Origin of the sequence: Stieleria varia (assembly GCF_038443385.1) — a bacterium.
GTDB classification, from domain to species: Bacteria; Planctomycetota; Planctomycetia; order Pirellulales; family Pirellulaceae; genus Stieleria; species Stieleria varia.
Genome location: NZ_CP151726.1, coordinates 1539329 through 1551099, shown reverse-complemented (window position 1 = coordinate 1551099; position 11771 = coordinate 1539329). Strand labels below are relative to the sequence as shown.

The 11771-nt window shown below is 56.4% G+C and carries 9 protein-coding genes; 5 read left to right on the top strand and 4 right to left on the bottom strand.

What is annotated here, in order from left to right; all coding sequences use genetic code 11:
- Positions 1-131 precede the first annotated feature (131 nt).
- The 3 genes from Pla52nx_RS05435 to Pla52nx_RS05425 all read left to right on the top strand — a co-directional run bounded on the left by Pla52nx_RS05435 (position 132) and on the right by Pla52nx_RS05425 (position 2993).
- Entirely contained in the window at positions 132-1139 is a 1008-nt protein-coding gene (locus Pla52nx_RS05435; protein WP_146519538.1) for an acyl-CoA desaturase, read from the top strand.
- Positions 1140-1210: 71 nt separating this feature from the next.
- Positions 1211-1702: a 3-hydroxyacyl-ACP dehydratase FabZ family protein gene (locus Pla52nx_RS05430; RefSeq protein ID WP_146519537.1), complete on the top strand. Its 492-nt coding sequence runs from the start codon at positions 1211-1213 to the stop codon at positions 1700-1702.
- A 664-nt stretch (positions 1703-2366) separates the two neighbouring features.
- Complete coding sequence (locus Pla52nx_RS05425; protein WP_146519536.1) at positions 2367-2993, top strand: transposase; 627 nt, start codon at positions 2367-2369, stop codon at positions 2991-2993.
- 288 nt (positions 2994-3281) lie between these two features.
- On the opposite strand, the gene Pla52nx_RS05420 is transcribed toward Pla52nx_RS05425, so the two are convergent.
- Entirely contained in the window at positions 3282-4211 is a 930-nt protein-coding gene (locus Pla52nx_RS05420; protein WP_146519535.1) for a rhodanese-related sulfurtransferase, read from the bottom strand.
- 118 nt (positions 4212-4329) lie between these two features.
- Positions 4330-4845: a thiol peroxidase gene (gene tpx, locus Pla52nx_RS05415; RefSeq protein ID WP_146519534.1), complete on the bottom strand. Its 516-nt coding sequence runs from the start codon at positions 4843-4845 to the stop codon at positions 4330-4332.
- 158 nt (positions 4846-5003) lie between these two features.
- Between tpx and Pla52nx_RS05410 the strand changes: the two genes are divergently transcribed.
- Entirely contained in the window at positions 5004-7004 is a 2001-nt protein-coding gene (locus Pla52nx_RS05410; protein ID WP_146519533.1) for a hypothetical protein, read from the top strand.
- 434 nt (positions 7005-7438) lie between these two features.
- Here Pla52nx_RS05410 and Pla52nx_RS05405 read toward each other — a convergent pair whose 3' ends face one another.
- Together Pla52nx_RS05405 and Pla52nx_RS05400 are read right to left on the bottom strand one after the other, a co-directional pair.
- Positions 7439-8767, bottom strand: a complete 1329-nt coding sequence (locus Pla52nx_RS05405) for a DUF1501 domain-containing protein (protein WP_146519532.1) — start codon at positions 8765-8767, stop codon at positions 7439-7441.
- 43 nt (positions 8768-8810) lie between these two features.
- The gene (locus tag Pla52nx_RS05400; RefSeq protein WP_146519531.1) at positions 8811-10595 is read right to left on the bottom strand and encodes a DUF1549 domain-containing protein; all 1785 of its coding nucleotides are present in this window, start codon (positions 10593-10595) and stop codon (positions 8811-8813) included.
- A gap of 237 nt (positions 10596-10832) precedes the next feature.
- Between Pla52nx_RS05400 and Pla52nx_RS05395 the strand changes: the two genes are divergently transcribed.
- Positions 10833-11579, top strand: a complete 747-nt coding sequence (locus Pla52nx_RS05395) for a class I SAM-dependent methyltransferase (protein ID WP_231741886.1) — start codon at positions 10833-10835, stop codon at positions 11577-11579.
- The last annotated feature ends 192 nt before the right edge of the window (positions 11580-11771 follow it).

The window sequence follows — 11771 nt, the reverse complement described above, 5'->3', positions numbered from 1 at the left end:
AGTTTTACAGGACCGTTACATCATTATGTATTTCCTGAGACAGTCTGGGCTTGCGATTTCGATAGGATTCTCGCATCTCGGAGCGACGAGGACTCCGACACCTGAAAAATTCGTTTGAAGGAAAATGCCAGATGGCAACCGTAATCGAAGCACCTGAAACCAAAAAGACACGCCGGAAAGGAAAGACCGGCGTCGGGCGTCAGGTGAATCCAAATATTGAAGAAAAGAAGCTGCCCGAGAACGCCCACCCGACGGGGGAAGAGCGTCGCGAGCGGGGTGTGTTGTCGTGGTGGGCCATTGGCTGGCTGGGCTTGGCACACGTGGTCGTATTTGCCGCTGCACCGTTCACATTCACTTGGACCGCATTGGGCGTCGCTCTCTTCCTGCACTGGGTCACGGGCAGCTTGGGCATTTGCCTCGGCTATCACCGACTGCTCACGCACACCGGCATGAAGACATACAGTTGGGTCCGGTATTTCTTTGCCACCATCGGAACGCTTGCCGGCGAAGGCTCGGCGTTGGACTGGGTGGCTGACCACCGCAAGCACCATGCCCACAGCGACTTGGAAGGTGATCCTCACTCGCCACATGAAGGCGGTTGGTGGAGCCACATGATCTGGCTGGCTTACCCCACACACAACGGTGACCGCAAAGGCTACCTGATGCGTTGGGTTCCCGATTTGTACAAAGACAAGGGCATGCGTTTCTTGGACGTGATGTTCTTGCCACTGCACATCATGGTCGGCTTTGCGTTGTTCGGCATCGGATACGCGATCGGCGGATCATCGATGGGTTGGTCCATGCTCGTCTGGGCCATGTTCGTTCGCTTGGTCGCCGTCTTGCATACCACGTGGTTGGTCAACAGTTGGTCGCACATGTGGGGATATCGCAACTACGAAACCACTGACGATAGCCGAAACAATTGGCTGGTTGCCATCATCGCGTACGGCGAAGGCTGGCACAACAATCACCACGCTTATCCGCGGATGGCCAAGCACGGTCACCACTGGTGGGAGTTTGACATCACCTGGCAAGCCATTCGTTTGATGCGTGCGGTGGGTTTGGTTTGGGACGTCGTTGACTACCGCACGGCTGCTGAAAAGAGAGCTGCCGAGAACACTTTGGTGGAAAAATCTTGATCGACCGACCACTTGCTGATCGATTCCTCAAGATCCTCCCCTCCAATGCTTTGCCGTAGCCTTCCCTGATCATGCGTTATTTTCATCACGACTTTGACAGCATCGAAGGCTACTTGCACCATCGTCGACCCTACCTATTGGTCGATGAAATCTTGTCCCTCGACGATGCCACGGTGGTCACTCAGACCACCGTGCCGTCGGAGGCGATCTTCATCCACGGGCACTTCCCTGGCGCACCGATCTTTCCGGGCGCAATGATGCAAGAATTCTCCACACAGAGCGCGGGCATCTTGATCGCCGCCCGCCACAACCCGATGGAGCAATTCGACACCACGGACCCAATGTTCAATGAGTTCGCATTGGGCGTATTGGTGAGAATCAAGAACGCTCGGTATCGTGGTTTTGCTCGACCAGGTGACGTCCTGATCGCGACGGTCACGCTTGCCGAAATCGTCGACACGGTGTTCGAGTTCAGTGCGGTGATCCGCTGTGACGACAAAGTCATCATGCGAAATCGCTTTCAGTTGACGAACATTCCGTCGTCAACGCTGCAAGGTCAGTAAAATCGTTTCACGCCAAGCCGCAGGCGACAACGTCCATACGTTCTACAATGTCGCCTTCGGCTCATCGTTAACGCCAAGCCGCAGGCGACAACGTCCATACGTTCTACAATGTCGCCTTCGGCTCATCGTTTAACGCCAAGCCGCAGGCGACAACGCCCATACGTCTTACAATGTCGCCTTCGGCTCATCGCTTAACGCCAAGCCGAAGGCGACAACGCCCCCACGTTCTACAATGTCGCCTTCGGCTCATCGTTTAACGCCAAGCCGCAGGCGACAACGCCCATACGTCTTACAATGTCGCCTTCGGCTCATCGTTTAACGCCAAGCCGAAGGCGACAACGTCCATACGTTCTACGATGTCGCCTTCGGCTCGGCGTTAAACAAGGCATGCAGGCGACAACGTCCATACGTCTTACGATGTCGCCTTCGGCTCGGCGTTAAACAAGGCATGCAGGCGACAACGTCCCCACGTCTTACAATGTCGCCTTCGGCTCGGCGTTAAACGAGGCATGCGGGCGACAACGTCCCCACTACGGTGCCGCCTGCGGCTCGTCCCTATTCGAAGTGCTGAATCTTTGCACAGTGGTTGCTTCGGCGTCGATCGTGTATTTTTTTAAAACCAAACGCAATCGTACGTGACTTGTCATCAACGAAGGGGGCTTCGATGATTCATGCTTATCATGTGGTCATGCCGATGTATGGGTTTTGGCTACCCAATGACCCGCGGGGTTCCTGGAGCGACTTCGTTCGGAAATGGGAACTGGTTCGCTTCGGCAAATCCACGAAGACGACAATGCGACGGGATCTCATCGACTTAAGTTCTGACGAAATCGCTGCTCGGGATGCTGCGAAAGCGAGCTTGAGATATCCGACGGTTTCGCTCACGGGTCTGCAGGCCCTGAGCATTGCAAAAGGATTCGGCCGGCATTGCGCAAAAAACAACTACACGCTTTGGGCGTGCGCGATCTTGCCCGAGCACACGCACTTGGTGATTGCGCGCCATACGTTCAAGGTTGAGCAAATGGTGAATCTACTGAAAGGATCAGCGACCCGGAGAATCATCGAGGATGCTCGACATCCGATGCAAGCCTACGCGAGCAAGGACAAGCGGCCTCCGCAAATGTGGGCTTCAAACTTGTGGAAAGTTTATCTGGATTCAGAGAATGCCATCGAAGAAGCGATTGGCTATGTACTCGACAATCCGGTCAAGGAAGGTAAACCAAGGCAGAGTTGGTCCTTCGTCACGCCCTTTGCCGGCATCCCCAAGAGTAGCTGGACGACCTATCATTAGATCAAGACCATCGTTTAACGCCAAGCCGCAGGCGACAACGTCCGTACGTTCTACAATGTCGCCTTCGGCTCGGCGTTAAACGAGACATGCAGGCGACAACGTCCATACGTCTTACAATGTCGCCTTCGGCCCATCGTTTAACGCCAAGCCGCAGGCGACAACGTCCGTACGTTCTACGATGTCGCCTTCGGCTCGGCGTTAAACGAGACATGTAGGCGACAACGTCCATACGCCCTACGATGTCGCCTTCGGCTCGGCGTTAAACGAGGCATGGCGACAGTACCCGCCCTACGTTGTCGCCTTCGGAGCAGTCGATCGAGCTTCTTGCAGATCCAATTGATGTTGCCGTTCTGCGAATCGGGCCCTTTGCTCCTCGGTCAACTCGGCAGCACAGCGACCGCACTGGACACCGCGAATGAAGTCGGGATGCTCTCGGTCGGCCGGTGTCAGCGGCCAGCCACAGGCATAGCACATGGTGTGTGGTCCGACTGCCAAACCTTGGCCAACAGAGACTCGCTGGTCAAAGACGAAACACTCGCCCTGCCATTTCGATTCTTCTGCCGGAATCTCCTCCAAATACTTCAGGATGCCGCCGCGTAGATGATAAACCTCCTTGAACCCCTTTTTCTTCAGCAAGGCGGTGGACTTTTCGCATCGGATTCCGCCGGTACAAAACATGGCGATCTTGGGGTGACGCTCAGGATCGAGATTGCGATCGACAAACTCGGGAAACTCACGAAACGTTTCGGTCTCCGGATTGACCGCCCCGGGAAACGTGCCGATCGCGACTTCGTAGTCGTTACGCGTATCGACCAATGTCACATTGGGATCCGAAATCAGCTCATTCCATTGAGCGGGATCGACGTACGTGCCGACGGTTTCATTTGGATCGATGCCTTCGACACCCAATGTGACGATCTCTTTTTTCAGACGTACACGCGACCGCTTGAACGGCATTTCACTGCAGTGCGATTCCTTGACATCCGTGGCCGCAAATTCGGGGATCGCTCTCAAGTAAGCGAGCAACCCGTCAATGCCTTCGCGTGAACCGGCAACCGTTCCGTTGATGCCTTCGGCAGCCAGCAACAACGTGCCGCGAACGTGCAGCCGATTCATCGTAGACTGAATCGGCTGACGTAGCGAACCGTACTGCGGCAAGCGAACAAATCGATACAAAGCCGCGACGACAATTTGCGGTTCGATTTCCGAGGCGTTCATGGTCGTTCGAAGAAAGGGCAATCTCGGGGTAGGTAGTGAGTTTTTTCAATTCACGTAGCTGAGCCTCTCCGAGGCTCAGAGTTTCGCGTCTCGGAGAGACGCGACTACGTGAAAGAAATTAAACCAGCATTCGCAGAGCGGCCATCGCAGCGCTGTAATCCGGCTCCTGGGTGACTTCGGCTACGATCTCTTTGTAGGCCACCGTGCCTTCGCTGTCCAAGATCACGACCGCGCGGGTCAACAGCTTCAACTCATCGATCGTCATTCCGTAGTCGTTGCCAAACTCGTGAGTCTGATAGTCGCTGGCCGTACGCATCTTGATGTCTTCTGCGCCACAGAATCGAGCTTGCGCGAACGGCAAGTCGCGGCTGACGGTGACGGCGTTGATCTTATCACCCAAAGCTGCCAGTTCTTCGTTGAACTTCTTGGTCTGCGTCGCGCAGGTGGGGGTGTCCAAGCTGGGAACGATGCTCAGAATGCTCGGTTTGCCTTTCAGATCGTCCAAGGTCAGCTTTTGCAGCCCGCCGTCAGCGTAGTGCAACGTGAACGCGGGAGCGGGTGAGCCGACCGCCAAATCGTCGCCGGCCAAAGTCATCGGGTTGCCTTTGAACGTGATTACGCCAGAACGTGACATCTTGGAATCTCCGAAAACTCGGTAGGTTGATGGGTTAGAATTCACTGCCTCAGCAGCTCCACCCAGTATGGGATGCCCCACCATCGAAGTGAATGGGGGGCGGAGCGTCAACGCAGAAAACACCGAGAAGAACAGTTTCCGGGTTGGTCAAAAACAGCATGTCGAATGAAGAAGTGCCCGCCAAGACCGGTGTCAGCAATCGCTGGTTCCTGACCTGCTGGCTGCTGCTCGCGATTCCGACTGCTATCGGAATGACCCGACTTGCCCATTTGCGGGAGCGGCGGATTGAGCGATTGGAGTTATCGGCCGATGAGCGGACGCTGCTGGTCCAAGCCAGCTTGGGACGGGCCGACGAGCGGAAAGAAATTCAGGTCAAGTTGATTGATGCGGATTCGTGCGAAACTCGATTTACGATCACGCATCGGACAACCGAATTTCCGCGTCCCTTTCTCGGTGTTGAACTGTCGCCAAACGGTCGCTATCTGGCATTAGCCAAGCCAGATAGCTTGTGGATCTACGATACGTATCGGAGCCGCTTTCAACGACCGATCACTTTTTCTGTCCATCAAAAGACCTACTACAGCGACATGCTTTTCACAGCAGACAGTCGCTTTCTGTTGATGCCCCAACAATCGGGCGATCAACAGCGCTTCGTCATTCATAACTTCGAGAACGGAGCGAGCGTGACGGCTCGCACCTCAGAACCGCTCAGTCGATTCTTTAAACTCATTCCGCCTCCGAGCTTGGAATCCGAAGCAACCCTCGCGGGCGTCTCGGTTTCTGGCGACGGCGAATCCACTCCGGTTGCTCGCAAGACACACCTGTTCGCCGTCTCCGAAGGCTCGCTGCACGAGTTGAAAACACCGATCAACGCGCTAAATGTTTTCACGGGCGGTCTGTCTCGTGACCTAAAATGGGCGATGCGATACTTCAATCGCAAAGACGCATCGGGGATGCAGCAAACCGGAGGTTATGAAGTGGTCGATTCGATGACAGGAGCCGTCGCCTGGCAATCACAAGACCTGACTGTGCGTCCCCAATGGGCGGGCGCCGACCAACTGGTCAGCACATCGAGCACCCGTGGCAAAGATCCAAAGTTGACGATGAGTGTCATCGACGTTCCCTCTGGGATGACGAAACACCAGTTTCGTTTCGCAAGAGATCCGATACTGACCTGCTATCGAACCCAGAGCGGCGAAATGTTTTTCTGTACGCGGGCCAACAAGATCGAAGCGACTCGACCCGACGGTGGCTCTCGATTGGTTTATCACGACAGTTTGCGTCGGCGTGTGATCGAAGCCATCGCATGGATCTTGATTGCAATCACATTCTGGAGCATGGTGACGATCTGGTCTCAGAGAAAGAGTCGGTCGATGCAACCACTGGCGATGGCTTGCTTGTTGGCATCACTCGTGATCATTCCGCTCGCGCTTCGTTACCACTGGGGTCCAGAACCAAGATTCTTTGATTTTCCCAGTCGTTTGAGCATGAACGGTTTGCTCATCGGGCTTGCATGGCTGACGGCTTTCTGGTCCGCGTTCTCTATCATGCGTTGGCCAACTCGCGTCACGTTGGTGTTGCTTGGTGTCGCCATATTGCTCAGCATCGTTGCCCTGTTCAACCAAAAACTTGACAAACATGCTTTGCCGCAGACATCACAAATCCTGTCCGTCTTGTTTGTCCCGCTGCTCTGCTTCGTCACGCTACGATTGCTGCGTATCAGAATGGTTCATCTCTCCGACGATCGCGTCCGCGTGATCCGACGCTCCAGCGACTCGTTGCGGATCGGCGACTTGGCCTTGTGGACACTGGCCGCAGCGATCGTGTTGTTGTTCGCTCGGCATGTGACGTTGTTCACGAACATGGAGTCCACGCGACTGGCATTGAGCCGTGCGTTACCGATGACGTTGCTCGGGGTAATCATCGCATGGACTGCAGCGGGCGCGGCGGCCACATGGATCCGACTGTGCATCGGCAGCGTTTTGTTGATCGTATTGGTCGGTCGCTCGCTGACGTGGTTTGAATCCGATCTTGCCCAGAACCAAGAACTCTGGTGGGGATTCGGCATTGGTTTGATCATCGTCGGATTGGTTGCCGTGATGTTGCGGATCAACGGATACCGAGTGCGTTTGAGCAATCGTAGGTCATGCTCTGCATGACCTGCCGGATCTCTAGTCGCGGATGCGAGAGCAGCATGAATTTTGGGGCGTTAGGCTGGGGTGTTGAAAAATTGGGATTGTGGCATTCTCGGTTTGCGCAAGATTCCTTCCTTGCTTCCGCCGGGCTTGCCCCGGTTCGGAGCAACAACGGGTAGCTACCGTCGACATAAGTTCATTCACCTCCCCACCTCCCGCGAATCGCCTTCGGCGATTCGCGGGAGGTGGGGAAATTACTGGCGTGCGCAAGTAGCCGTCAGTTGTTTCCTCCGCCGAGACAAGCTCGACGGAAGGAGTCGAGGCCGAGTGGTGGGCCCAGAGTGATGGGCCCAGAGTGATGGGCCCAGAGTGGTGCCACCCATCAACTTGACACGTTCTGTGCGTCCCTGCCGTATTCCGGCTGAAGCCGGTGCACCAGCGTTGGCGTCCAGTGGCTGCTAGGCCAGGATCGCTTGGATGGGCTGGCCGTCGCTGCGTTTCATCGGGCGGCCGATCGGCGTGTCGAGTTCTTCGTCGAAGGGGACACCGACGGATTTCAGAATGGTCGCGTGTAGATCACCGACGGTGACCGGCTCGGCAACGTTGTCCAGCGGACGATCGGATTCCAAGTCGGGGTCCGACGCGGTGGCACCGTGGACGTGCCCTTGACGAATGCCGCATCCGGCCAGAAAAGTTGAAAAACCGTGAGGCCAATGGTCACGACCCTCTGCCGCATTGATCTTGGGTGTCCTGCCAAACTCGCCTCCGCACACGACCAGCGTGTGATCCAGCATGTCACGTTCTTGCAAGCGGGCAAGCAACGAGGCCAACGCCACATCCAGCACTTTGCAACTGGAGGACTGCAACGAATGATTTGCAACATGCGAATCCCAACCCGTCAGTGTGACTTCCACACAACGCACGCCGACTTCGATCAACCGCGCGGCGGCCAAGCAACCGCGTCCAAAGGGTGTGTCGCCAAAGGATTCTTGGACGGTGGCCGATTCATTGGTCACGTCAAAGGCATCCAATTGATCGCTCGACATCATTTTCAGAGCCGCCGTCGTGGCCGTTTGATGCAGCGTTCGCGATCGATCCAGGTCTCTGAGCCGACCTGCGGCGAATTGTTTCTCCACCAGGGCGATGTCTTCGATCCGACGATCAAAACGATCGGGCTCCAAGTACGAACGAACATCAGGAACCGAGCCACCGGGATCATTGATTTTGAAGGGATCGTACGCCGCCCCCAGAAATCCACCGCGCGACGCGAATTGGCCGGGAAAGATTGAGACGTGGCGAGGAATATCCAGCCCGTCACTGGTTGCTTGACACAGCGCCGCACCGATCCCTGGATGGATCAACGTCGGATCGGGACGAAACCCTGTTCGCACATTGTAGATTGCGCGCTCATGGTCGCCTTCTTTACCAGTGACGCTGCGAACGAGAGAACCCAAGTGCATGTACTGGGCGACATGGGGTAGCGTGTCCGCAATTTGCAGCCCCTTGACCGATGTCTCAATCGCTGTGACTTCGCCACCGATCTTGGTTCCCGCATGCGGGTCGAACGTCTCCAGTTGACTGGGGCCGCCTTCGAGCCAGACCAGGATCACGCTCTTTGGTTTGGCAGGATCCGTCTCGCCACGTTCGTCGGCGCGAGCCAATCGAGACGCCAGTATCGACATCATCAGGGAACCTCCGCCTGCACCCAGCAGCGTTCGACGCGACAGGTGTGCCGATGCGTTGCAGAGCAAACGCGATTGTTCGAAACGGTCGTTTGAAGTGGTCATCGTTGGAGATCCCAAGTGGTTTGACGACGAGAGGACTACGGCGTCAGTGGTTCCACGCCAGTTCGGTGCTATTGAGCAAGACCCAGTACAGATCCTCGATCGCCTGACTGCGTTGGTCTGCACTGGCAAGCCGTCCGGCGAAGTGCTCTCGCTCCTGGCCGGTCGGATGCCGATTCAACACACAAAGGTATACATTGTCCACGGCGGTCTCATCATCCGCAGAGAACATGTCGATGTGCGCCGAAGCGTTCATGATCGGATTGGAGCCGATACTTTCACGCAGCATGTTTCCATTGATCATGGTCAGACGTTGCGTGATCGTGATGCTGCCGCCCTTGAACTCGTCTTCGCCCATGTCGCCGTAGCGTTCCAAGAAGTCGTTGGTGCTGCCGAACTTTTGTAGCTGGACGAAGAACGATGAGTCGCGATCGACGGACTTGATCCGAGAGCTTTGAATGATCGATCCGGCCACTTGTTCGGGCCGCAGGCGTACCAATGGAAACGCCGCCGTGGAGTCCTCGTGCGCTTGGGTGATCACAAATGATGCGCGGCTGTCGGCGCGGAAAGCGTCTGATGCGGCGATGGTGCGGATCAATCGACGAAGGTCAAAGTCTTTGCTGAAGTCATCAGCGAGCTGCTCCAACATCGGCGGCAAATCAGCATCCAATGGCAAGTCATCGATTGCGCCGGACGCCGCCCTGCCAAACATCAATGCCCAGACGCGGCTGACCGCGGCGCGTGAAAACGGTTTGTTGTCCGGGTGCGTCACCCAGCCCGCCAACTGTTCCCGCACGTCGCCATCTGCAGGCATCAGTTCGGGCGAATAGGGCACCGCAGGCTCAACGGCAACCTCTTCGGTCGCATTGAGGTATTGATATTGATATTCCGCGTCACCCGTCCGGACACCTTGCAAGCCGCTGTTCTTGGCGCTGCTAAAGAAAGCAGCCAGTTGGTGAAAGTCACTTTGCGCGCCGGCACGTGGTGATTGGATGTCGCCCAAGCTGACATTGCCGAGAAAGTCGTCGTGGCACTGCAGGCAATCAATTCGCAGGCCCAAGAAAGCGCGTGAGGTGCGAGCTGCCAAACGAATCGGGTCAGGTTGCCCATCGTTGCTGTCGAAGGTAACGGTCAGAAAATTGACCTGTGGTTGGTCGGTCCAAAGGCCTTCCGCGGTGATCAAGTCACTGACGATCTTGTCATACGGTTCGTTCGCCGCAATCTGTTCTGCCAACCAGTAGCGGAAACGCCGGCGTCGAAAAACAACAAAGGGCCCGTTCTCCGTGCCAACGAGTGATCTTGTCCAGCGTTCCGCCCAGTAGTCGTGGAATCGTTTGTCGTCCAACAGTCGTTGCACATAGGCTGCTTCTCGAACATCCTCTGGCAACTGCTGCAGCGTTCGAATGTCCTCCAGCGACATCCCGCTGCCGACCAAGGCCAATGAGAGACGGCGACAGACTGTCATCCAGTCCGCCGGGTCAGCCGACTGCTGCCCCAATCGATCCAGTTCTCTGTTGCGAACCGTATTGACGCGGTCCACTCGCTGGGCCATCGCATCGCGCCATGTTCGCAGTTCCAGGGCGACGGACTGAACGCTGGCGTCAGAGTCCAACAGTGGAGTGGATGAGTCTGTGGACCGATCCAATCCGAAGTCTTCGGTCGGTGAGTCCGTCGTGGACAGCCCCGATGCCATGTAGCCGAAAACACCAAGCACTAGAAACCCGAACCATCCCCAACGCACCGCCGTCGCGAACATGGATCGCGAGCGACCGTCAGGGCCTGTGTGGGATGACGGCGTTGATACGGGATCGTCGGAAGCGGAGTCGGTCATCTTCTCACGGCTTGTTTTCGGTTGGCTTGGGGTCTGACAACACCTTATTTGATTCGCATCCTTGCTGCGTTACTTGGCATGGAACTCAAGAAAACTTTCTAGAAATCGTGGATCACAATGAAAATCGTCGAATTCTTTGCGGTAAACGCTACGGCAGTGGTTTTTCGTGGCCTCGATGTCGTAAAACAAAATCTGTAACGTTCCGTTTTCAACTTTCCAAGGCAGTTGTCGCTCGTAATGCATGATACCGCAGACCCATTCTTTGAGCCCTACGATCGCGACGAAATTGCCTATGGCGACGTTCCCTCGGCACCGATCGCCGCCTATCTGAGACAAGTCATCGGTCGGCGTGTCTTGGACCAGCAGCAAAACATTTCTCATGCGATTGATCTGGGAGCCGGCGCCGGACGCGACACGATAGCGCTCGCCAAAGCAGGGTTTCTCGTCAAAGCAGTCGATCTGAGCCAACGGGGGCTCGATCGAATCATGCAGCGTGCTCGGAACGCGGGGGTGGACCAGCGGGTCACAACTCAGGTCGCCGACGTTCGGCAGGTCGATGTCCCCCCCGGCAGTCACGCGGCGATCGTGGCGACCACGGTGCTGGATCACATTCCGGCCGAGGACGCAAAAGCCCTGTGGCAAAAACTCGCCGATGGACTTCGCCCCGACGGAATGCTGTACGTGGAAGTCCACACGACCGAGGATCCGGGCAGCGACCAAGAGCCCGGATGCGACAGCAATGATCCGGTGAGCGAAACAGCCGACGCGGTGATCAATTACTTTCGTCCCAATCAACTGGCCCGGTGGGCGACGGACCCGGAAGCCCGTTTGAGAATCCTGAAATATGAGGAGCGTCTCGAATGGGACTACACCCATGGCCCCGAGCATTTGCACGGAAAGGCCATTCTGTTGGCGGTCCGCGCCGGGTTTCATCCGCCCTACTACGGTCAACCCGCGGCGTTTCCTCAGCGAACGTCTCAATGACGTCGGCATCCGCTGCCGATCGCCCGCACATCCGAAACAATCCTCATGATCGTTCCCCCGATGTGCCGATCCAGTTCTGAACAAGCCAGTGCGATGAAGGTCCGCGCAGTGGCACCTGCCCACCTTGATGGGACATTGTTTCGAACCCACCTCTGAGACCAACGACGGCATGCGGCGACAGCATTTCCCACA

Coding starts and splice junctions, on each gene's coding strand:
- tpx (WP_146519534.1), bottom strand. CDS start 4,845: ATGTCACGTTCTGGCGTAATCACGTTCAAAGGCAACCCGATGACTTTG.
- Pla52nx_RS05400 (WP_146519531.1), bottom strand. CDS start 10,595: ATGACCGACTCCGCTTCCGACGATCCCGTATCAACGCCGTCATCCCAC.
- Pla52nx_RS05435 (WP_146519538.1), top strand. CDS start 132: ATGGCAACCGTAATCGAAGCACCTGAAACCAAAAAGACACGCCGGAAA.
- Pla52nx_RS05425 (WP_146519536.1), top strand. CDS start 2,367: ATGATTCATGCTTATCATGTGGTCATGCCGATGTATGGGTTTTGGCTA.
- Pla52nx_RS05395 (WP_231741886.1), top strand. CDS start 10,833: ATGCATGATACCGCAGACCCATTCTTTGAGCCCTACGATCGCGACGAA.
- Pla52nx_RS05410 (WP_146519533.1), top strand. CDS start 5,004: ATGTCGAATGAAGAAGTGCCCGCCAAGACCGGTGTCAGCAATCGCTGG.
- Pla52nx_RS05430 (WP_146519537.1), top strand. CDS start 1,211: ATGCGTTATTTTCATCACGACTTTGACAGCATCGAAGGCTACTTGCAC.
- Pla52nx_RS05405 (WP_146519532.1), bottom strand. CDS start 8,767: ATGACCACTTCAAACGACCGTTTCGAACAATCGCGTTTGCTCTGCAAC.
- Pla52nx_RS05420 (WP_146519535.1), bottom strand. CDS start 4,211: ATGAACGCCTCGGAAATCGAACCGCAAATTGTCGTCGCGGCTTTGTAT.